Origin of the sequence: Vibrio pelagius (genome assembly GCF_024347575.1) — a bacterium.
Classification (GTDB): domain Bacteria; phylum Pseudomonadota; class Gammaproteobacteria; order Enterobacterales; family Vibrionaceae; genus Vibrio; species Vibrio pelagius.
On the sequence record NZ_AP025504.1, the window covers coordinates 1,153,929 to 1,177,417 of the forward strand.

General features: G+C 44.7%; 23 protein-coding genes. 10 read left to right on the forward strand and 13 right to left on the reverse strand.

All coding sequences use genetic code 11. The features are described 5' to 3' along the window. The first annotated feature begins 496 nt into the window (after positions 1-496). Positions 497-958 carry a TetR/AcrR family transcriptional regulator gene (locus vsple_RS19245; protein WP_255232100.1) on the forward strand — a complete coding sequence of 154 codons (462 nt, stop codon included), beginning with the start codon at positions 497-499 and terminating at the stop codon, positions 956-958. Positions 959-1,213: 255 nt separating this feature from the next. Here vsple_RS19245 and vsple_RS19250 read toward each other — a convergent pair whose 3' ends face one another. The 6 genes from vsple_RS19250 to vsple_RS19275 form a co-directional block, all read right to left on the reverse strand. Next, on the reverse strand, positions 1,214-1,996 hold the full coding sequence (locus tag vsple_RS19250; protein WP_261883463.1) for a heme ABC transporter ATP-binding protein: 783 nt from the start codon (positions 1,994-1,996) through the stop codon (positions 1,214-1,216). Next, positions 1,996-3,033 carry a FecCD family ABC transporter permease gene (locus tag vsple_RS19255; protein WP_261883464.1) on the reverse strand — a complete coding sequence of 346 codons (1,038 nt, stop codon included), beginning with the start codon at positions 3,031-3,033 and terminating at the stop codon, positions 1,996-1,998. The genes vsple_RS19250 and vsple_RS19255 overlap by 1 nt, the downstream gene beginning before the upstream one ends. Positions 3,034-3,064: 31 nt before the next feature. Beyond that, complete coding sequence (locus vsple_RS19260; RefSeq protein ID WP_261884020.1) at positions 3,065-3,907, reverse strand: heme/hemin ABC transporter substrate-binding protein; 843 nt, start codon at positions 3,905-3,907, stop codon at positions 3,065-3,067. Positions 3,908-4,095: 188 nt separating this feature from the next. Then, a complete protein-coding gene (locus tag vsple_RS19265; RefSeq protein ID WP_261883465.1) occupies positions 4,096-4,512 on the reverse strand; it encodes an ExbD/TolR family protein in 417 nt (138 codons plus the stop codon). 2 nt (positions 4,513-4,514) lie between these two features. Then, the gene (locus vsple_RS19270; protein ID WP_261883466.1) at positions 4,515-5,204 is read right to left on the reverse strand and encodes a MotA/TolQ/ExbB proton channel family protein; all 690 of its coding nucleotides are present in this window, start codon (positions 5,202-5,204) and stop codon (positions 4,515-4,517) included. A 3-nt stretch (positions 5,205-5,207) separates the two neighbouring features. After that, complete coding sequence (locus vsple_RS19275) at positions 5,208-6,014, reverse strand: energy transducer TonB (RefSeq protein WP_261884021.1); 807 nt, start codon at positions 6,012-6,014, stop codon at positions 5,208-5,210. 161 nt (positions 6,015-6,175) lie between these two features. On the opposite strand from vsple_RS19275, the gene hutW reads away from it, so the two are divergent. From hutW to vsple_RS19295, 4 genes are all read left to right on the forward strand, one after another. Next, positions 6,176-7,585: a heme anaerobic degradation radical SAM methyltransferase ChuW/HutW gene (gene hutW / locus vsple_RS19280; protein ID WP_261883467.1), complete on the forward strand. Its 1,410-nt coding sequence runs from the start codon at positions 6,176-6,178 to the stop codon at positions 7,583-7,585. Positions 7,586-7,606: 21 nt separating this feature from the next. Then, positions 7,607-8,128, forward strand: coding sequence for a heme utilization cystosolic carrier protein HutX (gene hutX, locus vsple_RS19285; protein ID WP_261883468.1), 522 nt, complete (start codon positions 7,607-7,609; stop codon positions 8,126-8,128). A 116-nt stretch (positions 8,129-8,244) separates the two neighbouring features. Beyond that, the gene (gene hutZ / locus vsple_RS19290) at positions 8,245-8,775 is read left to right on the forward strand and encodes a heme utilization protein HutZ (RefSeq protein WP_261883469.1); all 531 of its coding nucleotides are present in this window, start codon (positions 8,245-8,247) and stop codon (positions 8,773-8,775) included. 137 nt (positions 8,776-8,912) lie between these two features. Further along, complete coding sequence (locus tag vsple_RS19295) at positions 8,913-9,449, forward strand: ATP:cob(I)alamin adenosyltransferase (RefSeq protein ID WP_255232091.1); 537 nt, start codon at positions 8,913-8,915, stop codon at positions 9,447-9,449. A gap of 32 nt (positions 9,450-9,481) precedes the next feature. Here the strand turns inward: vsple_RS19295 and vsple_RS19300 are convergent, their stop codons facing one another. Next, a complete protein-coding gene (locus vsple_RS19300) occupies positions 9,482-10,408 on the reverse strand; it encodes a chemotaxis protein (RefSeq protein ID WP_261883470.1) in 927 nt (308 codons plus the stop codon). Positions 10,409-10,588: 180 nt separating this feature from the next. Between vsple_RS19300 and ppiC the strand changes: the two genes are divergently transcribed. Together ppiC and vsple_RS19310 are read left to right on the forward strand one after the other, a co-directional pair. Then, positions 10,589-10,867: a peptidylprolyl isomerase PpiC gene (ppiC, locus tag vsple_RS19305; RefSeq protein ID WP_032550441.1), complete on the forward strand. Its 279-nt coding sequence runs from the start codon at positions 10,589-10,591 to the stop codon at positions 10,865-10,867. 278 nt (positions 10,868-11,145) lie between these two features. Further along, on the forward strand, positions 11,146-12,549 hold the full coding sequence (locus vsple_RS19310; RefSeq protein WP_261883471.1) for an alpha-amylase family glycosyl hydrolase: 1,404 nt from the start codon (positions 11,146-11,148) through the stop codon (positions 12,547-12,549). Between the two features lie 149 nt (positions 12,550-12,698). Here the strand turns inward: vsple_RS19310 and vsple_RS19315 are convergent, their stop codons facing one another. The 4 genes from vsple_RS19315 to vsple_RS19330 all read right to left on the reverse strand — a co-directional run bounded on the left by vsple_RS19315 (position 12,699) and on the right by vsple_RS19330 (position 17,776). Continuing rightward, a complete protein-coding gene (locus vsple_RS19315) occupies positions 12,699-14,570 on the reverse strand; it encodes a methyl-accepting chemotaxis protein (protein WP_261883472.1) in 1,872 nt (623 codons plus the stop codon). 408 nt (positions 14,571-14,978) lie between these two features. Beyond that, complete coding sequence (locus tag vsple_RS19320) at positions 14,979-16,349, reverse strand: YjiH family protein (RefSeq protein WP_261883473.1); 1,371 nt, start codon at positions 16,347-16,349, stop codon at positions 14,979-14,981. Positions 16,350-16,576: 227 nt separating this feature from the next. Next, on the reverse strand, positions 16,577-17,251 hold the full coding sequence (locus vsple_RS19325) for a YoaK family protein (protein WP_255232085.1): 675 nt from the start codon (positions 17,249-17,251) through the stop codon (positions 16,577-16,579). Between the two features lie 105 nt (positions 17,252-17,356). After that, a complete protein-coding gene (locus tag vsple_RS19330; protein ID WP_255232084.1) occupies positions 17,357-17,776 on the reverse strand; it encodes a GFA family protein in 420 nt (139 codons plus the stop codon). A gap of 94 nt (positions 17,777-17,870) precedes the next feature. Here vsple_RS19330 and vsple_RS19335 point away from each other — a divergent pair, with 94 nt between their 5' ends. The 3 genes from vsple_RS19335 to vsple_RS19345 all read left to right on the forward strand — a co-directional run bounded on the left by vsple_RS19335 (position 17,871) and on the right by vsple_RS19345 (position 20,431). Further along, positions 17,871-18,515 carry a hypothetical protein gene (locus vsple_RS19335; RefSeq protein ID WP_261883474.1) on the forward strand — a complete coding sequence of 215 codons (645 nt, stop codon included), beginning with the start codon at positions 17,871-17,873 and terminating at the stop codon, positions 18,513-18,515. Between the two features lie 125 nt (positions 18,516-18,640). Next, positions 18,641-18,940 (forward strand): isoamylase early set domain-containing protein, encoded by a 300-nt coding sequence (locus tag vsple_RS19340; RefSeq protein WP_255232082.1) that lies wholly within the window; start codon positions 18,641-18,643, stop codon positions 18,938-18,940. 216 nt (positions 18,941-19,156) lie between these two features. Beyond that, the gene (locus vsple_RS19345) at positions 19,157-20,431 is read left to right on the forward strand and encodes a peptidoglycan DD-metalloendopeptidase family protein (protein ID WP_261883475.1); all 1,275 of its coding nucleotides are present in this window, start codon (positions 19,157-19,159) and stop codon (positions 20,429-20,431) included. A gap of 104 nt (positions 20,432-20,535) precedes the next feature. Here the strand turns inward: vsple_RS19345 and vsple_RS19350 are convergent, their stop codons facing one another. Both vsple_RS19350 and vsple_RS19355 read right to left on the reverse strand, forming a co-directional pair. Next, positions 20,536-22,383 carry a putative bifunctional diguanylate cyclase/phosphodiesterase gene (locus vsple_RS19350; protein WP_261883476.1) on the reverse strand — a complete coding sequence of 616 codons (1,848 nt, stop codon included), beginning with the start codon at positions 22,381-22,383 and terminating at the stop codon, positions 20,536-20,538. Positions 22,384-22,505: 122 nt separating this feature from the next. Then, on the reverse strand, positions 22,506-23,399 hold the full coding sequence (locus vsple_RS19355; protein WP_255232079.1) for a LysR family transcriptional regulator: 894 nt from the start codon (positions 23,397-23,399) through the stop codon (positions 22,506-22,508). Positions 23,400-23,489 lie beyond the last annotated feature (90 nt).

A 23,489-nucleotide genomic window follows, 5' to 3' on the forward strand; every position in this document is an offset into this window, starting at 1 on the left:
TTACCGAGCAATTTGATCTGTATCTACAAAAATTAAATCCTTTGGCCTATATCGCATTGGTATGCTATGTTGTTTGCAAAGGAAGTCAATGAGCATGACGTTTTATAAATGTGAATATGGGTGTGATCAATCTCATATTTTTCTGAAAATTAGTGTCATTAATTTGTCAGAACATCATTCAGTTAGTTGCACCCAGAATGATTTTATAAGAGTATCTATCGCTTGATAGTTATTTATATAATGAATTTATTGTTTCGCATTTCATATTCTAAGCAGTTATTTTGACACACTGCTTTAGAACGGTAAGGTGGGTTACGAAGACTAGTTAATAAAGTGCGCAAAGACGCAATACTATAAAACTAGTCGTATAGAGTACTTTCGTGCTTTTAGGTGTAAGTACTCATGATAAGCCCCTTGCTTGCAGAATGCTGATAATGATTTTCATTCTGACTTCATTTGATGAGTTAGATGGATTTACAAAAAGAAGAGCCTGAATATGCCAAAGCGTAGTAAAGAAGATACAGAAATCACTATCCAGAAAATCATGGATGCCGTAGTTGACCAGTTATTGAGACTGGGTTATGACAAGATGTCCTACACGACGTTGAGTCAACAAACGGGTGTTTCTCGTACTGGTATTAGCCACCACTTTCCAAAGAAGACAGATTTTACGGCAGCGCTTGATGGTCGTATATTCAAAATGTTCATGGAACATATCGATTTTGAAAATGGTCTAGATGCTTTTTCTAAAAGCTGGATCAAAGCCTTGGAAGATGCTGAGTTCTTAGCAATCTTACGTCTGCTGTTCCACCACATCGTTACTTCTGAGAGCGCACATGAGTTCGCTGCAAACGGTATTGACCGCTTGTACAAACTGACTGAAACTCAGTTTGGCGAAACAAGCGGCAAAGAACTAGAGTGGTTAATTGGTAAGTCTCTCATTCAAATGAGCAAATAATCCATCGAAATAAAGCTCCTCTTAAGGAGCTTTTTTATGCTTGCTGCTTTTAAAACCTATCGTTATTTGGCTCTCACTGTGGTTTCAGAAGCAACGAGGCGAACTATTGAATTTGTTACGTGTAATCGTTCGGGATTATCGAAATCTGCAGTAACAATATCTATTGTTGAATTGAAAAATCGCTTAAATGCACGTGAGTGACGTTTTAAGCCTTTAGAAACTACAAAGAGCACCGTTAGGGTACTCTTTGTGTTTTTAGCCCGCAGGGTGGACTTGAGGGAAGTTCATCGTAGGGTGCTTTTCAATAATACTTCGATAACCATAGACCTCTTCAATCATCTCTGGTGTTAGTGCGTTCCAGGGTGTCCCATCACACACTAATTGCCCATCTTTCAACACTATTAAACGATCCGAATACTGCGCGGCGAGGTTTAAGTCGTGTAACACCACAATCACCGCTGCGTTTTGTTCGTCTGCCATTTTGCGCGCAACTTTCAATGTGTTGTGTTGATGAGCGAGATCGAGTGCCGAGGTGGGCTCGTCCAGCATCAATACAGTCTGATCACCTGAGTGATGCAGTTGAGTCAACACCCGCGCTAAATGCACGCGCTGCTTCTCACCACCAGACAGTGATGGGTAGAGACGATCAGCTAGGTGAGACACGTCTGCCGTATTCATCTTTTCTTGTGCGATTTTAGTCACTGCTCGGTTAGATTCTTGCAATGGAATACCGCCAAGTTCTACGACCTCGTTTGCAAGGAATGGGAAAGTGAGCGTACTGTGTTGTGGGAGCATTGCCACATGTTTCGCTAGCGTGCTCGGTGACCAAAGGGCTCTCTCTTGGCCAAAGTACTCGATGTGACCTTGGCTTTCGATTTCTTGGCACAATGCTTTGAGCAAGGTGCTTTTTCCAGCACCATTAGGGCCAAGAAGTGTTGTCACTTTTCCCGCTTCAATCTCAATGGATACATTATCGAGAATTACTTTACTACCAAACTTTACATGGATCTCGCTGGCTTTGATGGCTGGGGAGTGCATTACAGAATTCTCCCTTTTTGTTGAAATAGTAGATATAGGAAAAACGGTGCGCCGATAATGGCCGTTACGATCCCTACCGGCAGCTCGGCTGGTGCCAGTACCACACGCGAGAACATATCAGCGGCTGTCAGCAATAGTGCGCCTAGGACTGCTGATAGAGGGAGCAGTACACGGTGGTCAGGACCTGCAAGCATGCGACCAAGATGAGGAATCACTAAGCCAATGAATCCAATCATGCCTGAGAGACTAACGGTAATACCCACACCTGCAGCTGTTAGTAAGATCAACTGGCGTTTTAGTTTCTGAACGGGAATACCCAAATGTTGCGCTTCTGACTCACCAAGGAGAAGTGCGTTTAGCGACATCGCTTGGCGATAGAACAAGATAAACAGCACAATCAAGGTCATAAGGGCCAATGCAATCCCAGACCATTTAGCGCCTGCCAATGAACCCATTGACCATAATGAGAGATCTCTAAGCATTTGATCGTCAGCTAGGAAGTTTAAAAAGCCAATACCAGCACCGGAAAGGGCACTGATCGCCACACCTGCCAGCAGCATGATGGTCACGGAAGTTCCGAACTTACCTGTACCTAGCTTATAAACCAAGAGTGTCGTTAATGCGCCGCCAAGAAAGGCGAACACTGGTACTGCTGCAAAGTTCATGAAACCTGGGTAGTTAAGGCTCAACTCAGAGAACATAACGATAGCCAATGCTGCCCCTAATGCCGCTCCTGCGGAAACGCCAATGATTCCCGGCTCTGCGAGTGGATTTCGAAACAGCCCCTGCATCACTGCGCCACATAGCGCCAATATGGCACCAATCACCATGCACAGAATGGTTCGTGGCAATCGAATTTCTTGGATCACCAGATTGATGTGAGGCGCGAGTTCGTTGTTTGGGTTAAACAAGCTTGCCGCACTGTCGCTCAAGCTAATGTTCATTGGTCCAACAGTAATCGAAAACAGGGCAATGAAGACTAGGGCGATACCAAAGCCTACCATTGATGTTTTTAAAGGTACGGTTCTTAACAGCATAATGAGAGCCTTAAACTAAACGCACAATCAGTTATTGTGGATAAATACGTGCGTTTAAACGTTTTGCTTCGGCAAGGCTTGCTAAGCCAAGACCACCAACTAATGCGCTACCGTTGACTGTGATGATCTGCTTGTTCATACCTGCAGGTGTAGCCGCTAGCATTGGTAATGATTTCAAAATAGCGTCTGCTCCGCCCATTTTTTGGTAGCTACGGCCACTGACAAGAATAACGTCTGGTTGCATCTCAACCATAGATTCCATAGATAGTGGTTTATAAGACGTTAAGCTTTCAGCCGCTGGGTTAATACCCCCCGCAAGCTCGATGATCGCGTTTGGAGAGGTCTCACTGCCAGCAACATTGGCTGGTCGACCTTCGTGAATCAATAGAAACAGAACTTTCTTAGCTTCGTTTTGAGGAACTTGGTTCGCTTTAAGCGCAGCGATCTTCTTACTTACTTCTTCTTTGACCGCTGTTGCGTTCTCTTGCGTGTGAGTGATCTTTGCGATTTGGTCGATACGCTTAAGTAGACCATCTACGCTTGCTTCTGTGTTAACGATTTCAACAGCAACACCTGCTGATTTGAGTTGAGAAATTGCCGTATCTGGACCCATTTCATCAGAGCCGATCAGAGTGGTCGGTTGCAGAGCAATAAGCCCTTCTGCTGATAGATTACGGTGGTAGCCAATTTTAGGAAGTTTGTCTGATTGCGGGAAACGGCTAGTAACATCAATTGCGACCAGTTGATCGTCGGCGCCAAGAGCTAATACAAGTTCCGTGACAGCACTGCCTGCACTGATAATTCGTTGTTGGTGTGTGTCGTCTGCTGCAATCGCAGAGTGAGTTGCAAGGGAGAAACCTAAAAGCGCGGCCATCGAAAGTAGCCCCTTTTTAAGCGGCTTTTTAACTGAATGATTGTAATTGAGCTCTTTAATTGTATTCATAATTCTATTCTTATTGTCTGTTTTTGTCGGTCTGCATATTTGGCCGACATGATTTGAAATGTTTACAAGGCGTAGACTGATGCCCACGCCTTTGAGGTTTGCCGTCTAACGTCGGCTGCTTATTCGCCTTCAGTTAGCAGCTGCGTTGCCGGGATACCGTTGTCTTGTAGGAAGGAGAGCAACTTAACGAGGTTCTGCACGTCAGCAGTTTTGTCCGCTCCAATGATGATTGGCTTCTTGTTATTACCAGAACCGACCTCTTCAAGTAGCGCCAACTTAAAGTTCTCCCAGTCAATGTACTCTTTGCCGTTGATTGCCCAATAAGGTTCGCGGTTAAGCAGATTCACGCTGATCGAGTCTTTATGTACCTCAGACACATTGCTGCTGTCATTACTCGGTAACTCAACGTCCAATGACTCCAACTTCACGGAAGCGGTAAGAAGCAAGAACACCATTACGATAAAGATGATGTCCAAAAGAGGTGTCAGATCTGGCGTTAAGCTTGATGCATTGTGATTCTGAGAGACTTTGATCATGACTAGTGCGCACCTTGTGTTGCAGTGATTTGTTGTGATGCGTTAACTTGATTTTTGGTAGGCTGCATTGACATACCCTCTAGCCACACGTTGACGTAGTTCAGCGTGTGTTCCAATTTAGCCAATACTCTGTCGGCCCACAGGCCAAGCAGTTGCGCACCTGAGATGGCAGGAAGGGCAATAATCAAACCGGCTGCGGTAGTGCGCATCGCAAGGCCAAGGCCATCGGCTAGGTCATTAGGTGTGATACTGCCTGTTGTTGCAGCAACGCCTTTAAACATCTCGATTAAACCAAGAACCGTACCCAATAGGCCGATCAGTGGGCTGATCACGCCAATCAACCCCAGTAGTCGTAAACCTGCATGTAGCTGGTGGCGTTTCTCTTGAAGCCAGATCCCCGCAGCGTCTTCACGTAGCCCCTTAGAAAAAGAGTGATGAGCCAGCACCATCGAAACGCCTTTGTAGAGCAGTGGGCGCTGATTGGACAAATGAGCAGCGAGTGTTTCAATTTGATGAGTGTCGGTTGGAGAGATCTGGTTAAGCTCCTTACGAATAGCGCGGCGTCCTACACCGATACTCAGCATCACCTGGAAAATTCGCTCAACGATGATCATTGCGGTAAGTGCTGAGCAGATAAGCAGTGGCCACGTCATTAGGCCCAATTGCTCTTGTAAATAACTGATTTGTTGCATGTCTTAGTCCAACTTAAAACGAACAGGTACTTGTACACGGTGAGCAATTGCTCGACCATTTACAGTGTGTGGTGAAAATTGCCATTTTTTGATTGCGTCAAGTGCGGCCTTATCAAGAAGTAGCGCACCTGAAGAATTGACTAACGCTTGCTTAACTTGTTTACCGTCTTCATCAAGCCAAATCTCATAAGTCGCAACCCCTTCAACGCCACGGCGTCTCGCTTGTCTTGGGTATTTAGGTGGCACCGGTCGAGCACTGAAACTTGGTTTAGTGATTAATATTGGCTCTACGTTCGTTACACCTTGGTTTACGGGCTGAGGCTGTGCTTTGTTCTGTTCGTTACGTTCGACTTTTTTCTCGGCGATTTTCTTGTCAGGTTGCGGCTTAACAGGCTCAGCTTTCTTTTCTGTCACTTTTTCCTCGACAGGCTTTTTCTTTGCCTGTTTTTTCACTGGCGGTTTAGGCTCAGGCTTTTTGACGAGCTCTTTTGTTGGCTCAGGTTTTGGCTTGTTAGTGATTGCTTCTTTTTTCGGTTGAACCTTTTTCGGCTCTGTTATCGGAGTCGGGGTGGGTTCTACAGGGGTTTCTGTAATTTCAGGTTCAGGAGTGACTTCTGATTCAACGGGTTCGGTGACCGTTTCTTCACGTTTCACGGACCGTTGAGTTTGTGGCTTAAAGTTAAGAGCAACAGTTTTAGATTCTGCGCCAGCTGGCATAGCAAATACCTTTGATTCTTGCGCGACAAACAACAACGCAGCATGAATCACCAATGAGGCTCCCCCTGCTATGACATACCTTGGAACGTTCACAATTAACCCTTCACCTAAACGAAAATCTAACACCGATTATTGCCTAGAATCTAAATAAGATCAATTATCAATTGCATTATCATTTCAGGATATTTATGATTCTCTCAGTTTTTAGCGAATAGTCTTCCAAGCTTGGCTCGGTAAGCGTTTAGGTAATTTATATGACTCTCGATATTTATAAATTTGACCAATCGATTTTGGGTGTTTCAACGCCGGATCCGCTGCGTTTTGCGTTTGCAAAAAAGCACTCGGCACACGCTGGTGGAAGTGCGACTCCCATTGCTCAAGATAAGAAGTTGAATTTGTTCGACGAATTGATGCTAAAAGAAGGAAAGAAACAGGATAAACGTTGTTTGTATATCCACATTCCTTTTTGCCGAGTACGTTGTACTTTTTGTAATTTTTTCCAGAACGCTGCTAGCCGCAAACTTGTTGACGATTATTTTGAAGCCTTGCTTTTTGAGTTGAAGCAAAAAGCAAAAACACCTTGGGCTCAATCTGGCCTTTTCCATGCGGTTTACATTGGTGGAGGCACTCCGACGGATTTGTCTGCAATGCAAGTTGAGCTGCTGGGCAAAGCGATTCGTGAGCATTTCCCATTAGCGAACGACGTGGAAATGACTCTCGAAGGGCGAATTAACCGTTTCAGTGATGAAATGTTCGACCGAGCGCTAGAAGGTGGCTTCAACCGATTCTCTTTTGGTATTCAAAGCTTCAATACCAAAGTTCGTCGCAGCGCAAAAAGACTAGATGATCGCGAAGTGGTTCTAGAGAGAATCAGCTCATTAAGTAAAACTGAGCAAGCCCCAATCGTACTCGACTTACTTTATGGTTTGCCACACCAAACCATGGATGTGTTTGAGCAAGACTTACACGATTACATGTCGACTGGAGCACACGGTATTGACCTATACCAACTGATCGTGGGTGGTGATGCACCAATGCTGAACTTGGTTGATAAAGGTAAGATTCCGCCTCCTGCGACAACCCCTGATAAAGCAAGCATGTATTTGGCTGGCGTCGAGTTTATGGAAAAACACAAAGTTAAGAAACTCAGTGTGAACCATTGGGCTCGTGACAATCGTGAACGCAGCATCTACAACAGCTTAGCTAAGACATACGCCGAAGTACTGCCTATCGGTTGTGGTGCCGGTGGTAATGTTGGTGGTCACGGCATCATGCAACATCGAACGCTAGAGACTTACATGGACTCGGTTAAGCGTGGTGAGCTTCCAATCGCCATGATGACGAAGCAAAGCGAACTTGAACCTATTTTCTCTTCACTGAAAGCGGGTTTTGATTCCGGAGTTGTACGCAGAAGCCTACTGGCGACCATCATGGGACAAGACACGTTTGATTATTTAAAGCCTCTATTTTCGCATTGGCAAAGCAACGGACTGGTCGAATTGTCTGAAGACTACTTAACTTTAACCATTGCAGGCAGCTTTTGGGCTGTGACATTAGCGCAAAGCGTTATTCAAGTTTTGAATGCGGATTACTTTGAAGCGAATCCACAAGCAAGACCGTCGCGTCCTGCTCATCACCCTCATGCTGTAAAGAAACACGCATAATTAATAATGGAAATGAATTCAATGACAGATACAACGGTAGAGATGATCGAAACATTAGAGCAAAGCGTCGCTCGTATTCTTGAAGAAGAACCCAAGCTACTTCCTACAGCTATTGCTGAAAAGCTGAACGTGACAGAAGCAGAAGTCGTCGCTGCACTCCCAGGCGATATGTCTGTGATGCTAGACGGCTCTCGTGCTCAAGAGATCCTTGAAGGTCTTGTTGGTTGGGGCCCAGTAACGACGATCGTTCACTCGTTCGGTTCAATCTTTGAAGTTAAAGCGCCTCTCCCTAAAGGTAAAGTGGCTCGTGGTTACTACAACCTAATGGGCAAAGAGGGCGAGCTCCATGGTCACCTTAAACTAGACAACGTTAAACATGTGGCGTTGGTGAGCAAACCATTCATGGGGCGCGAGAGTCACTACTTTGGTTTCTTCAGCGAGACTGGCGAAAACATCTTTAAGATTTACCTAGGCCGTGATGAGAAACGTGAGCTTATTGTTGACCAAGTAGAACGCTTCAACGCGTTGAAAGCGCGAGGCTAATTCTCATGTTTCGCGACTTGAGATAAGCAACGATTAGAGCGAACCAAGGAGAGACATCGGAGTTTCTCCTTGGCTAAAAATATAATAATGTAGAGAAAGTAAATAAAGGAATCACCATGGAACAGCAAGTAAAACAAGAACGCCTTCAAGGTCGTTTAGGTCCTGAAATCAAAGAGTTCCGTCAAGAGCGTCGTACGCTGCAACTGGCGACTGTTGATGAAGAAGGTCGCCCAAACGTGAGCTACGCGCCGTTTGTTCAAAACCAAGAGGGCTATTTTGTTTTAATTTCTGATATCGCACGTCACGCTCGTAACCTAAAAGCGAATCCGAACGTGTCTTTGATGATGATTGAAGACGAAGAGAGCTCAAAGCAGCTTTATGCACGCAAGCGTCTAACGTTTGATGCAACGGCATCAGTCGTTGAGCGTGAGAGTGAGCTTTGGAATCAAGTTATCGCGCAAATGAAGGAGCGCTTTGGTGAGATCATTGATGGTCTAAGTCAACTTCAAGATTTCTCACTGTTTAACCTTAAAGCTGAAAACGGCTTGTTCGTTAAAGGTTTTGGTCAAGCATACCAAGTGTCTGGTGATGATCTAGTGGACTTCGTTCACCTACAAGAAGGTCACAAAAAAGTATCGAACGAATAGTCTGAACTTTTGCTTGATTGATAAATGGCTCTCGCTTGTGGTGAGGGCCTTTTTTATGCTCTCAACGTTGGGTTTATGTTTGCTTTTACCGAGGTATTATCTAATAGTGTGCGCGGGATACTTATTAGGAGCATTAAGTGAAACCAGTAAGCCGAGATTGGGATGAGTTCTGTTATCCGTTTATTTACGAAGAGAGTCCAGCGTGCGATTTTGAGATCCTTTCCGATGAGCTTTGTTGTCGCATAGGCTTAGTTCTTACCATGGATCTCGAACCACAAGTGCGCGACGTATTAACTCGCCTGCAGCCGAATGTTTATCACTTGAATGGTTCGGTTCGAGGAAAGCTGGCAATCACGGAGTTAGAGCTGAGTGAACTTAAAGTCGACTATCATGCGATACGTGAGCGTTTAGAGGGCGGTTTCTCAGGGTTTGTATTGCCGGGAGGTTGCCGAGTTGCCAGTGAGTTGCACTTAGCGCGTTGCCAAGCAAAGAAAGTGGTCAGAGCGCTGGTGGCGATCGAACACAGCGGTAAAAAGTCACCTGCTGATATCTTGTTCAAATACGCCAACTTAGTTGCCAATACTCTGTATGCTTTAGCGTCGCTAACCAATTTCATCGAAGGCGTGGAAGAGGTAGAATTTGTGAGTAAAAGCTACCCAATGCCGAAGAAGTAAAACTCAGGATAGCGATGGGCTGATTTCCACCGTTAAATCGTAATTTGCTGCTTTTTAGGTGCCTTTTCTAACGATTTTGCGCCTTTAAGCATCGCTTCGATCAGTTCACCTGCATTGAACTTTTCTAGCGCTTCGTGTGCACCTACCTGCTGAGCTCTATCCACACAGATTTCACTCGACAGTGAAGTATGCAAGATACAGTAAGCGTGGCGCAGCGAATCATCATTCTGCACTTCAAACGCAAGTTCATAGCCATCGAGTCCAGGCATCTCGATATCGCTTACCAAAAGGTCTATTGCTTGCCCACGTTGCGCTTGTTCACGCATCATTTTCAGCGCGTCCATACCATTATTGCAGATGCTATAAGGAATATTGATACTATCGAGCGCATCAGAGAGCTGTTTTCTGGCGATGAGTGAATCATCAACCAAAAGAATATTGAGCGCTTTGAGCCGTTCACGTTCAACGTCTGTCAACATTGGGATCTGAGCGTTCTCATATTCTGGGTAGATTTTTGATAGCAGTAGTTCGACATCCAGCATCTGTACGATGCGATCTTGATAGCGTGTAATACCAGTCACAAACACATTTTGACCAACGCTTGACGGCGGCGATTCGATACTACGCCAATCACACTCGATGATTTTATCAATAGAACGGACTAAGAAGGCAACAACGGTTCTCAAGCAGTCTGTGACGATCAAAACACAACTTTGGTACTCTTGAGGTGAAATTGGACGAAAGCCTACCGCAGCCGACATATCAATGACAGGAACAGTCAGATTACGAATAGTGACAGTCCCGATAACATGGTGGTGTGAGTAGGGCAGCTGAGTCATTGGTTGAAAAGGAACGATCTCTCTCACTTTCAACGTGCCGATTGCAAAACTCTGAGTCAAAGATAGCTTAAACATAAGCATCCCCTGAGACTGGCTCGCCTTACTGATCGTTTTCGCCATTGTTGTCTCCTGATTTCGTCGTTGTTTTTTATTTATAAAAAGCAATGTAAAGGGAATCACGCACTGCGGCAAGGGACTTAATCAATTTTCCCCTTGTTTTGGGCTTAGCTTAGCTTAATGAAGTGAAGAATGGTCAGTCTTGAGTTAAAATCACCACATCGCAACACAATGAGAAAGATCATGGCAAGAACCGCAGCAGCGCTTCATATTTTAGTGAAGCATAAAGAACAGGCAGAAGACATCATTAAGCAACTGAAAAAAGGTGCTAAATTTCAGACTCTTGCTAAGAAGTATTCAACCTGCCCATCAGGTAAAAAAGGCGGCGACTTAGGTGAGTTCAAAAAGGGCCAAATGGTACCTCAGTTCGATAAAGTGTGCTTTACCGGAGAAACACTCGTACCTCACTTAGTGAAAACCAAATTTGGTTGGCATGTAGTCAAAGTGCTTTACCGTACCTAGTCATTAAGCATGTAATGGAATATAAAGGAGCGTAAATACGCTCCTTTTTTGATACCTGAAGCCAGTTTTACTCAAATATGGTGGAGTTCTTCATCCCTAATGTTATGCGATATTTTAGGCTACGCCCTGTGTTATCCCCCTAAGCCCTTGCTAGGTAGGAGGATGGAAATCTTAGGTATAGCAATATAATGAACGCCATTCTTAGAGAGAATTTATCTGCAACCTTCGTCTTTTACTCTGTAGTTTAAGGTTGCGACTGAGTTTGGTAGGAGAACCACATGGAGAGTTCAGCAATGTTAAACCAACCAGCCACGGATGTTATTTTACACGCCTTCGATTGGCGTTATGCAGACATCGCGGATAACGCTGCACTGATTCAAGAATTAGGCTACAAATCAGTATTGGTTTCACCAGCAATGAAGTCGCTGCGTAGCGACAGGAACAAACCACAACAGAAACCAACCCAATGGTGGCAGCGCTACCAACCCCAAGATTACCGTGTCATTGATAACCAGTTGGGTGATACCCAAGATTTTGCTGCAATGGTCGATACCTTAAGACAGCATGGCCTCAGAACCTACGTTGATGTGGTCTTTAATCATATGGCCAATGAGTCGAGTATTCGTAGTGACTTGACGTACCCAAATCAAAACGATCTCGACGATTACCAGAAACATTCAGAGTACTACGAATCGATTCGCCTTTTCGGTGACTTATCAAAGCCACTATTTGATGAGAATGACTTTGTTGAAGCATTCGGCATTAAGAACTGGCGCGATAAGTGGGAAGTTCAGAATGGCCGTATTACTGGCGGCCCTACCGATCCAGGCTTACCAACTTTGTTGGATAATGAAAATGTTGTTGAACAACAGCGTAGCTACTTGAAGGCATTGAAAGCCATGGGTGTAAAAGGCTTTCGTATCGACGCTGCTAAACACATGACCTTAGCGCATCTGCGTAAGGTGTGGACGGAAGATATTTGTGAGCATATGCATATCTTTGGTGAGATCATTACCGATGGCGGTGCGACAGAAGAAGAGTATGAGCTGTTTCTAGAGCCATATCTCAAGCATACTCGTCTAGGCGCTTACGATTTCCCGTTGTTTAATACCATCTTTAAAGCGTTTGATAAAAAGGGAAGCTTTAAGTCGTTGATTAACCCATATTGTTTCGGGCAAGCTCTCTCAAATACGCGAGCGATTACCTTTGCGGTGACACACGATATCCCAAATAATGACGTGTTCTTAGAGTACGTGATGGATGAAGATGCTGAGAAGTTGGCGACCGCATTCATCTTGGGACGCGATGGAGGTGTGCCTCTGATTTACAGCGAACTTGATACCAGTGGTATTAAAGACAGAAATGGACACCCTCGCTGGCTTAATGATTGGAAGGCCCCATACATGCGTGGCATGATCCAGTTCCACAACTGTACCCATGGAGAAACGATGCGTGTCGTTGAAGCGAATGACGACTTGTTGGTGTTTGTTCGTGGCGATAAAGGTATCGTGGTGATCAACAAGTCAAAGCGCAGTAAAACCGCCAATCTAACTTGGTGTGGTTCAGTGACTGACACGCTTTCGGCCAAGGTATTTGAGAGCAACGAGAAAATGCTGAAGCTGAAAGTAGAGGCCAATAGTTGTTTGATGCTGCTTACCAACCCGAAAGGGAAGCAGGGTTAGCCACACACCTGTACCATTTTTTCACATTAAAAAGGCCGGTTGAATCTTTCAAACCGGCCTTTTTTGCTGAATGTCTCGTCCTGAAATGTGTTTACACATTGAGGACGAGACATAACAAAAACAATGGGGTCGCTGTCTATTCGCCAATATTACACGGTGAACTTATTCAATAGCTCATCTTGTTGGCGAACATTATCCGTTTGAACTTGCATCGCTTCGTTCGCTTTTTGTGAAGACTCGGATACCTGAGTTGATAGGTCTTTGATCTTAACAGTGTTGTTGTTGATCTCTTCCGCTACTAAGCTCTGCTCTTCAGCCGCAGATGCGATTTGAATATTCATATCAGAGATGCGTTGAATTGCATCACGGATACGCTCAAGTGCAGAATTCGCTTCTTGGGCGCGCTCAACCGCATCGGTTGCTGTGTCTTTGCTCTGATTCATCGCGTTCGATACAGAGCTTGCACCCGCCTGAAGTTGTTCGATCATGTTGCGGATTTCAGTGGTCGACTCTTGTGTGCGCTGCGCGAGTGTACGAACTTCGTCAGCAACAACGGCAAAGCCGCGGCCAGACTCACCGGCACGTGCCGCTTCAATCGCCGCGTTCAGTGCTAACAAGTTCGTTTGGTCGGCGATTTCATTGATTACCTTCAAAATCGTTTCGATGTTGGCCGTTGCAGATTCAAGCACTTCTACTTCTGCTACCGCTTGGTCAATACGCGAAGATAGGTTGCCAATCGCTTGCGTTGTATCGCTGACGACTGAAGTACCATCAAGTGTCGCTTCATCAGCCTCACGAGCCGCTGCTGCTGCGCCTTGCGCGTTATTTGCGACTTCAGTGGCCGTTACCGCCATCTCGTTCATTGCAGTTGCTAGCTGTTCAAGCTCCTGCAATTGTGTGCCCATCGCGTGTGCAGACTCTTTCGCACCTTGGACGATGATTTCAGTACCACACTTGATTTCAACACCAATTGCTTTTGATTGAATGATCTGTTTTTGAAGATTCTCGGTAAAGGTGTTGAAGCCTTTCGCAAGCTCAGAGAACTCTTTATCCGTGTTGGTATCTAGACGCTTAGTCAGGTCACCTTGGCCGCTTGCCACGTCATTGATCGCTTCATTGAGCGCGTCCAGAGGGCGCATTAGCACACGAATCAGAACGGTTAGCGCGATAACGCTTAGAACAACAGCAATCAAAGAGTAGATGATAGAGCTATTTTTCAGCTCAGAAACCGTCTGGAAAGCGATCTCTTCATCTAGGATTGCACCTACGTACCAGTTTTCGCTTGGGATTGGCGTGAAGCTTACTAGGTAAGGCTTGCCATCAATCTCGATACTCTGGGAACCTTCACGAATAGAAGCTTGTGGTAGGTAGCTCGATAGCTTCTCACCGTTATTTTTCGCTTCTGGGTGCGCGATGGTCGTGCCGTCTGCTGTTACTAGGAATAGGTAACCCGCGTCAAACAAGTTCACCTTGTTCACCAGTGTCGCTAAGTTGGTTAGCTCTAAGTCGTAGAACATACCAGCGGTGAACTGGCCATTATCTTTAACGGGGGTACCTACAGAAATGATCACTTTCTTGCTTGATGCATCTACGTAAGGGTCTGTTACAACAAGAGAGTTCTTTGTTTTCGCATCAATATACCAAGGACGAACGCGAGGATCGTAGTCTGGACCTGCATCCCAACCGTCATCATTTTCGATAACAAATCCGTTGGCTTCATAACCGAAGCCCACTGCCAAAAAGCTGTTCTTTAGTTTTGGTTTTTCCAAGATAGTTTTCACGTAGTCACGATCTTGCGGTGCAATTTCGATAACTTCGGTTGTCGATTGGGCAAGTGCTTTTTTGGCTGTCATTTCAGATACAACAGTATTTTTCACACCTGCAACCATCTCCTTGAGGCTGGCGTTGACATGATTCTCGACCGCATCTCGAACAGTGTATAGTTGTTGGATAGACAGTAGCGATACTGTGACTAGCAGTAAGGTCGATGATGCAGCGACCACCTTATGGCTAAATTTCATTGAGTATTCCCCTTCTCACAGGCTTTGCGAAGACTAAATTAACTATTGTTTTTATTGTTCTATATATATCGGCAAATAGATTTTTTACTTGAAGGTATTTTCACAAAAATATTACAAGGTGGCAGTGAGATAAACATAGTAGAACTTAATATTCTATTGGCCAAAATATTTTTCCATTAAAGTTCATAGGCTTGTATTCGAAGTTTATTAACCGTTTGTATAGGTATGATGCATAAGGCTTGGGTGGTTATCCCGAGTGGTAAGGAGAGCGGAATTAAATGTGACTCAAAATAATTTAATTTATAAATGAAATTTCGGTGAAATAATATGCAAGTGGTTTGATTTGGGCGGGGAAATAAAAAAGCCTCACGTGAAGTGAGGCTTTGAGTCTATTTGCATAATTCGTAATTAGAATATCATATGTGCGATACCAGCAATAACTGGAAGCGTAATTAAGGTACGCAGAATAAAGATAATAAACAGTTCAAAAATGTTAACTGGGATCTTACTTCCAAGTAATAGTGCACCGACCTCAGACATGTAGATGAGCTGTGTGACCGACATTGCTGCAATCACGAAACGTGTCATCTCGTTATCAATAGAAGCGGCAAGGATTGCAGGGATAAACATATCAGCAAAACCAACCACAATAGTTTCAGACGCTGCAACGGCTTCAGGTACACCCAGTAGCTCCAAGAATGGAATGAAAGGCTGACCAAGAATAGCGAAGATAGAGGTGTACTCGGCAATAATAAGAGCAATAGTACCTAGGCCCATTACAACTGGCAGTACGCCAAATACCATGTCTACTGCGTTGCGAACGCCTTCACCGAAGACACCTTTCGCTGATTTCACTTGAGACGCTTTATTGACCGCGAGTTCAAGACCCCAAGAGAAGGTGCTGTGACCTTCAGGGATAGCATCAGCATCTTCTTGTGGTTTTGAACCATCAATAAATGTGTCTTTTTTCATGCTTAGTGGTGGTAAGCGAGGAATCACCACTGCCGCAACGAAACCGGCTAAACAGATCGCTGCGTAGAAAGGTAGGAACAGGTGCTCTAGCTCTACCTGTGCGATAACCACAAGGCTGAAAGTAATAGATACCGCAGAGAACGTCGTACCAACAACGGCCGCTTCGCGCTGCGTGTAGAACTTGTTTTCGTACTGCTTGCTGGTTAGCAAGATACCGACACTGCCGTCACCCAACCAAGATGCCATACAATCGATCGCACTGCGGCCTGGTAGGTTGAAGATAGGGCGCATTACTTTACTTAGTAGTGTGCCAAATAACTCTAGTAGACCAAAGTTTAGTAGTAGAGGTAGTAGAAGGCCTGCAAAGATGAAAACAGAGAATAGTGTCGGCAGTAGCCCCTCGAGTACTAGTCCACCAGTGTTCTCTTCCCAAACCGCCGTTGGGCCTACTTGGAAGAAAGTCATTACCGCAGCCGCCCCACCGATAACGCGTACCGCCAACCATAAAGGCGAAGGGTTGAATAGGCCGTTCAAGAATGGGCTAGATTGAATAAACGCGGGCTTGAAAAGTTTAGTGCAAATGGACGCGAACGCCATAAAAGCAACAATCGCTGTAATTGCAGGTACCAAAACATCACCAAAAACGGCTTGAATCGATTTCGCAAGGATTGCAACAGGGATGGTTAGATCACCTTCATAGCTGATAGGCGCCATGAATAAGAATAAACCGATGAGCGATGGGATTAAGAAAATCCAGAAACTGCTTTTTGATTTTTCAGTATTCGCAGTGTTCATGTTGTTAGACATTGTATAGTTCTCGTATATCTACTCGTAAAAAGCCACATCCTTGGCATTTTTATGCACTAAACATCCTTATTCTCTCATTGGCGGCAAGACTACATAGTATTAAAACAACTTGCAATACTATTCATTGTGGATCGGTAAATATTCACCACCAGCATGCTGCCATTGCCAGAAAGTCTAGTATAAAGTTTCGTAGATGTTACTTTTGTTTTAGTTATGTTGCTAGTTTTTTATAAAATATCTAGCTTATTCGTTTGGCGGTACAGATACAGCCAGTAGACAAACGCGATCACAAATGAAAAAGAAGCAGGAAAGGCCAATGCGGTGATCTCGAACTTTTGGAACAGACAAGCACCCACTAGACCGCCTGATAAGAAGCCAATTACGATAAAGAGCAGTAGCTTTGCTTTGCGGCGATCGAAAGGTGTTCCTTTTAAGCGCGCGCCGATCATAATACCGAGGTCAGTAATGATGCCGCTCATGTGTGTCGTGCGGATGATAGCGCCGCTATAGGTGGTGATCATTGCATTTTGAAGTCCACATGCTGCTGACGCGAAGTATTGACCGTAAGCGTAACCGTTTAGCAATGACCACAAAGCGGTGAATAGCAACGCCCCTTCAATACATAGTGCTATGCCGTAACGTCTGCCTAGTTTAAGAGCCTGATTCTCGATAAAGAAACCACTAAACGCAGCGCCAAGCATAAAACTAACTATGACTAACAGCAGGTGCCAAGAGATCAATGATGGGGTGAGTAGGCTGCTCCCAAACAAAGAGAGAGTGCCCGATATGTGTGAAATCGCTTGATGTTGAAATCCAAGCAGGCCAATAGCGTTCACACTGCCTGCCAGTCCGGCAAGCAGCAGTGCCCCATATTCGATCCAGCGAGGGAGTTTTGAGATCATGTGTATGGCCTGATGAATGAAAGAAGAGGCGGATTATAACGCTAGCAAAATGTAACGCTAGCGTTGTCCCTAAAGAGAGTTTGATCTTAGGCAATCAATCGCGATTTAGTTAAAACGTTCTATCTCACAATCAAATTTTACCCAGCCGTGCTTGCGCTCTTCGTAGACGGAGAAACTGGGAATAGGGAAGTCCCGCTCTTTGAAAAGGCCAAGTGGAACGATAAAGGCATCGGGAGCTCCAGTGGTTTGCAATAGCATGGTGGTGCCGCATTTTGGGCAAAATTGATAGTAGACTTCATTACCGCTATCGCTGATGCGTGAAAAACTGGTGACTTCGCCACTCAGAGTGACTTGTTCGCTGGCAAATCGAGCTTGTACCCCAAACACACTTCCTGTTCTTTTTTGGCACTCGTAGCAATGACATACTGAGGTTCTGAGTGGCTCGCCGCGACAGACCAAACTGGTAGCACCACAACGACATTCACAACTTCTTACCGCTTTATCATTTGCTTTGTTTGTATTCATGCACAACTCGCTTTCTAGTTAAGCTCATATTGCTAATTATACTAAAGCGATTTAAGGTCTGCACAAGTCGATGAAAATCAAAGAATAGAAGTTCATGAAAAAGAAAATTTTACCAATTCCACTGATCCTGTTGATCCCGATTGTGATGCTGGTGGTAGTGATTGTCGCGGGTCTTTATCGCTTTAGTTTGAGTGATGAAGAGATACTGGCCAAATTCCCCTCATCTCAAGTGAGCTACGATCCTGTGGTTGAGCGGGTGTTTGATCTAAAAGCAACCAACCCTTGGACAATTAAAGTACCAGAAACTCAAGCTTTTGCTTTTATTGATGAATATATGGATTCAAAGCACATCGCTTCTGGTCGATACGATTCTGGGGCGGAGCGCGGCACGGTGCAAGTGGCTACAGATAAGATTGTTGCACTCGTTGTTGGACAAGATCAGGTGTTTGTCGCACCGATGTGGGTTTCCAATCAAGGCTCTGGCGTGTTCCACTACTTAGCACTGTTTAAATTTGATAAAGCACGCAGTCGTGTAGTGTTGGTGGATGAGCTTCTTTTAGGTGACCGCATCCAATTAGCAACACTGGATATCACAAATGCTGCTGGCGAAGCTCGAAACAGTTATCAGGGGCTGGTGAGCTTTAACCAACACAGTGCTCAACAATCCTACGCAGAGGCGCCAGATGAGAAAGTGATATCGAGCTTTACAGTAAATAAGCAATCAATTGAACTGCATTAAAGGTTTTAATCGTGCATTGTTTTGTTGTTTATGTGAGCTAAATTACATATTATCTTAGATAGTTGACTGAAATTTAGACACAAATCGGTTTTGTGTTGGACGATTTTTACAAATGGAGCTTGCGAATGATTAACAAACGCTTTTTTAAAACCAAAGACGAAGTAGAAGTGACCTTTGAACTAGAGGCTCAAGAGGCGAATTCAGTATCTATTGTCGCTGACTTTCTGGATTGGAAGGCCACGCCGATGAAGAAATTGGCAAAAGGAAAAGTCTACAAGTTTAAGACCCGTCTACCAAAGGGCGGAGAGTTTCAGTTCCGCTATCTAGTAGACGACCAGCAGTGGGTCAATGATGCCAATGCTGACAGTTATATCCCGAACGAGTTTGGCGAAGATAACTGTTTAGTATCGACGGCGAGCGCATAACTGGGATCAACACTCTAATGAGTTATAAAGCAGAGGCTGAAATGTCTCTGCTTTTTTATTTTTGTAATGAATGGATACAGACGAGTTCGGCGACAATAACTCAATGACTTAGCATGATCGAGTAAGATTCCCATCATATTATGACAATGTATTGATGATTTATGCGTTTGAAAAGCATATCCTATGACCTTTATATCGTAGAAAGACCTGTTTACCGTGTATTCAAAATTATTTTCATCTCCGTTTACTGCGCTTTCGCCCGTAAAAAAGATAACCATTTTGGGGTTGCCTGTATTCGCTTTAATTGGCGTCGCGATCAACTCGTCCCAATCGAGTTTAACCGGAACTATTGAACTCAACTTACCAGACTCGACTGTGATTGAGTCAATTCTCTCTCCATCTCATAACGTGATTGAGCCACCGACATTTGAATATCAGATTCAAACTGGTGATAGTCTGAGCGGCATTTTCACTCAGTTAGGCTTCTCTTATCAGTCGATGATGAGTGTGATGGAGACGGATCTAAACTATCTTGCTCTTGATACGCTAAAGCCGGGTAATCAGCTCCGTTTTTGGCGAAACGAGGAGACGAATAACCTGGATAAGATGGAGTTAAGCTTCAACGTTGCCGATAAGGTTGTATATCGCCGCCTTGAAGACGGCAGTTATGAGTTTGAAGATATTTCTATCCCTGGTGAGTGGAAGCAGAAGCCAATGGTGGGTGCTATTCATGGAAGCTTCTCAACGTCAGCTAATAAACTCGGTTTAAGTAGCGTTGAGATTGACCAAGTTGTCTCTCTTTTAAAAGACAAGCTTAATTTTAGCCGTGACTTACGCGCCGGTGATACCTTTGAGGTCCTACAACGTGCGCAATATGTTGATGGTGTCGCGACAGGTAAACGCGAAATTGAAGCGGTCAAGATAGTTAACCGCGGGCGTTTAGTCTCTGCTTATTTACACAGCGATGGCCAATACTATGATGCCAAGGGTGATAGCCTACAAAGAGCTTTTCAGCGTTATCCAGTGAGTCGAAACTGGCGTCAGAGCTCGCAGTTTAATCCTAAGCGTTTGCATCCAGTGACAGGGCGTATTTCACCTCATAATGGTACTGACTTTGCGACACCCATTGGCACACCTGTGCAGTCGACTGGTGACGGTGTTGTTATTATGACTCGTAAGCACCCGTATGCAGGTAACTATGTGGTGATTCAACACGGCAGCACTTATAAAACGCGTTACCTCCATCTAAGTAAGATCTTGGTGCGTAAAGGCCAGCAAGTGTCACGTGGGCAGCGTATTGGATTATCGGGTAAGACAGGTCGCGTGACGGGACCTCACCTTCATTATGAATTGATTGAACGTGGTCGCCCAGTTGATGCAATGAAAGCGAATATTCCGATGGCAAACTCAGTGCCAAAAAAAGAGAAAGCGGAATTTTTTGCACTGCGTGACAAAGCAGATGCTTTGCTAAAGCAACAAGCTAGCCTTTAAGTCATTGTGTAGCTCAAATGTAAGCCGTGAATAGTTAACTGTTCACGGCTTATTTGTGTGAGTTCTCGACGCTTTCGTCTCTGCTTCGATTCAATTTCACCTAGTCAGTTGGTCGCGCAATCCGTCGTTGGTAACGCGTGGATTTTAGCGATCATGTCGTGTGCAGGTAGAGGGCAAGAGAAGAAAAATCCTTGTATCTGATCACATCCCATAGCGTACAACTTTTCAAGCTGCTCTTTATGCTCAACGCCCTCTGCAACTAGCGATACGCCTAAGCGGTTTGCTAATTGTACTATCAACCAAACCACGCTCTCTGCGGTGTCACTGGTCAGTAACCCTTTGATGAAGGTCGCATCAATCTTGATGCAATCAATTGGATAACTATGAATGTAATTCAAGCTTGAGTAGCCCGTGCCAAAGTCATCGAGTGCGATGGTGAAGCCTTGCTGCCTCATAACACTGAGCACATTTTTTGTCTCTTCGGTCGGGGAGAGAAGCACGGTTTCTGTTAGCTCAATGACAAAATCGCGCTTATCGAAATGAAAATGTTTGATCATTTTGGTTAAGTAGCTGAGATAGCGTTGGCTGTCATGTAATTCGTGTGCTGAGCAGTTAATACCGAGCTTCACTGGATACCCTAACTCTTTTTCTAAAAGCATTTTCGCTCTGCACGCGAGCTCTATGACTCTTTCACCCAGTTCGACAATCAGCCCCGACTCTTCAGCGACATCGATAAACTCAACGGGAGAAACATTGCCGTGCTTTTCCGTGTGCCAACGAGCGAGGACTTCAAAGTAATCCCAGTGTTGGGATTGAGCACTGACGATTGGCTGAACCGCAACATATAAACCTTGTTCTGAACGCGGATCAATCGGTTGAGAAAGTTCACTTTTTAGCGCACTTACAAGCTCTGCCTTACGATGATAAGTTGCACTGAGGTGTGTGTCGTAACACTTAACACGGGTATTCGGCGTCTGTTTACATGCTTTCAACGCAAGGCTGGTATTAAAGATGAGTTGCTCAATGTCCTTCATTCCGTCTTGAGAGCGAGCTAAACCAATACTGATGTTGAAATCAAGTTGCAACGAGCTGCCAATTCGACTGTGTTTAAGCTCTCTGAGTATGGCGTCGCAAACACAGAAAGGGTCGGAGTGATAAGTGATAAAGGCGAACTCATTGCCTGCGGTGCGGAAAGTTAGATTTTTCTCTGGAACGACCGCTTTCAGAATGTCTGCCAGCTTCTGCAAAACTTTATCTCCAATGTAGTTGCCATGCGTATCGTTGATGGCTTTAAAGCTATCGATATCGAGAATTGCTAAGGTGAAAGACGGGTTATTCTGTTGAGTAATCGACTCCAATGTATCCGCTAAACAAGAGCGATTGAGCAGACCTGTGAGACTGTCGTGAGAGACTTCGTAACTGAGCTGGTGCACGAGTTGTTCTGAGCGATCATTGAACCACATCTCTCTGAGGGTATGGGTCATGATGTTGGCAAAGAGCTGATGATGCTGAATCATCTTTTGCTGGTGATATTGGTCTACGGGAGTCTTAAATATGGACAGCAATACCCCCATGACTTCGCCGCTTGGTGTTTTGGTCGGGATTGCTAATAAATGGCTTGTCTTAACGACTTGTGTAAAAGCTTCTGATGGTAGAAGGTTAACGATGTGTCTCGCAGCATGACTATCTGGGTGATGATGGCGAACGGCTTCTTGATACAATTCACGATGTAGAGGGTTAATTCTGTCGTGATGGATGTGGTGATCGTGGGCAATGATCATCGGTGAAATTTGATCAGGAAAATACTTACGTTCAACGAGGCTTGTGTACTCGGTATCGTAAGCGCTGTGAAGGCTCAAAACGGCAGATTCTAGAAGATCCAATCCCTCGAGTTCGAGGAGTTGACCAACCGTCTTGAGTTTAATTTCAGTGCGATTATGGACGTATGCCATATGCACCTCCTAGCCGTAACTTATTAATTTTAGTATATGCGCATTGATTAGTATGGTGCGTATTAATCAGATTTCAAATAGTGTTGAGAATTTTTCTCACTAACCGTTGGGTTGTGGAGTGGCTAATAAAGAGGGCTTCCCTCTTGTCGTAAACGATCTTTTAAATGATCCAAAAACAGTGTGGTCAGAGTGTGAGAGTAGTCGAGTTTCGGGTAGTAGGCATAAACCATCAGCTCATCCGCAGTGACGTCTGGTAGGATACGAACCAAGTTGCCCTGTTGAAGATCCTCTTTGATGATAGTGCTGTTCGTTAGCAAGATACCAATCCCCCGTTTTGCTGCATGGAAGAGCGCTTCTGGGTTGGTGGTCGCAAAGTTTCCTTTAAGGGTAATTCGTTTACCTGTCGCTAGCCTTACTTCTCGGTCTATGCGCTCCCCCCAAACTAACGAATTATGCCGTTCTAGTTCGCCAATGTCTTGTGGAGTGCCGTGCTTTTCTAAGTAGTTCGGCGCTGCATAGAAGCCGGCTTTGTGTTCAAACAGTGGGGATTTTTTAAACGCAAGTGAGTTGAGCTGTTCTAGCTCTCGGCTAATGACTAAATCTAGTCTGAGTTCCGGTACTTGGCCGGGAGTTGTGGTGATAAGTTGGACCTTGATATCCGGGTATTTCTCCAAAAAATCATCAAGATATTGCACCAAAAACTTAGAACCCACTGCAATGGTGGCCCCGATTTTTAATAAACCTGCTGGGGTCTGGTTAACAGAGCGTGTCTCGTCAACGATGGACTGCCAGTTTTCTAATTGCGCTTTTGAGCGAGTATAAAACAGCGCTCCAGCTTCTGTCTGGCTAATAGAACGAGTAGTGCGTTTAAGGAGCTGAGTTCCGATACGATCTTCTAACCAGTTAACGCGCTTGCTGATGGCGGAGCTGGTGGTGTTCAGTGAACGTGCCGCACCATTGAAGCTGCCTTCTTCAACCACTTTTATGTAACTTTTAACGTTTAGTATCCAATCCATATTCGTTCCCAGTAAGACTTAATTTAATTCCAAATTGGCTAATTATCATCGCTCAGCTTTGAATGTAGACTCATTATAGGGAAAAATTTA

Bases quoted from the DNA above. Each gene is read 5' to 3' on its own strand.
- vsple_RS19245 (WP_255232100.1), top strand. From the start codon at position 497: ATGCCAAAGCGTAGTAAAGAAGATACAGAAATCACTATCCAGAAAATC.
- vsple_RS19250 (WP_261883463.1), bottom strand. From the start codon at position 1,996: ATGCACTCCCCAGCCATCAAAGCCAGCGAGATCCATGTAAAGTTTGGT.
- vsple_RS19255 (WP_261883464.1), bottom strand. From the start codon at position 3,033: ATGCTGTTAAGAACCGTACCTTTAAAAACATCAATGGTAGGCTTTGGT.
- vsple_RS19260 (WP_261884020.1), bottom strand. From the start codon at position 3,907: ATGGCCGCGCTTTTAGGTTTCTCCCTTGCAACTCACTCTGCGATTGCA.
- vsple_RS19265 (WP_261883465.1), bottom strand. From the start codon at position 4,512: ATGATCAAAGTCTCTCAGAATCACAATGCATCAAGCTTAACGCCAGAT.
- vsple_RS19270 (WP_261883466.1), bottom strand. From the start codon at position 5,204: ATGCAACAAATCAGTTATTTACAAGAGCAATTGGGCCTAATGACGTGG.
- hutW (WP_261883467.1), top strand. From the start codon at position 6,176: ATGACTCTCGATATTTATAAATTTGACCAATCGATTTTGGGTGTTTCA.
- hutX (WP_261883468.1), top strand. From the start codon at position 7,607: ATGACAGATACAACGGTAGAGATGATCGAAACATTAGAGCAAAGCGTC.
- hutZ (WP_261883469.1), top strand. From the start codon at position 8,245: ATGGAACAGCAAGTAAAACAAGAACGCCTTCAAGGTCGTTTAGGTCCT.
- vsple_RS19300 (WP_261883470.1), bottom strand. From the start codon at position 10,408: ATGGCGAAAACGATCAGTAAGGCGAGCCAGTCTCAGGGGATGCTTATG.
- ppiC (WP_032550441.1), top strand. From the start codon at position 10,589: ATGGCAAGAACCGCAGCAGCGCTTCATATTTTAGTGAAGCATAAAGAA.
- vsple_RS19310 (WP_261883471.1), top strand. From the start codon at position 11,146: ATGGAGAGTTCAGCAATGTTAAACCAACCAGCCACGGATGTTATTTTA.
- vsple_RS19315 (WP_261883472.1), bottom strand. From the start codon at position 14,570: ATGAAATTTAGCCATAAGGTGGTCGCTGCATCATCGACCTTACTGCTA.
- vsple_RS19320 (WP_261883473.1), bottom strand. From the start codon at position 16,349: ATGTCTAACAACATGAACACTGCGAATACTGAAAAATCAAAAAGCAGT.
- vsple_RS19325 (WP_255232085.1), bottom strand. From the start codon at position 17,251: ATGATCTCAAAACTCCCTCGCTGGATCGAATATGGGGCACTGCTGCTT.
- vsple_RS19330 (WP_255232084.1), bottom strand. From the start codon at position 17,776: ATGAATACAAACAAAGCAAATGATAAAGCGGTAAGAAGTTGTGAATGT.
- vsple_RS19335 (WP_261883474.1), top strand. From the start codon at position 17,871: ATGAAAAAGAAAATTTTACCAATTCCACTGATCCTGTTGATCCCGATT.
- vsple_RS19340 (WP_255232082.1), top strand. From the start codon at position 18,641: ATGATTAACAAACGCTTTTTTAAAACCAAAGACGAAGTAGAAGTGACC.
- vsple_RS19350 (WP_261883476.1), bottom strand. From the start codon at position 22,383: ATGGCATACGTCCATAATCGCACTGAAATTAAACTCAAGACGGTTGGT.
- vsple_RS19355 (WP_255232079.1), bottom strand. From the start codon at position 23,399: ATGGATTGGATACTAAACGTTAAAAGTTACATAAAAGTGGTTGAAGAA.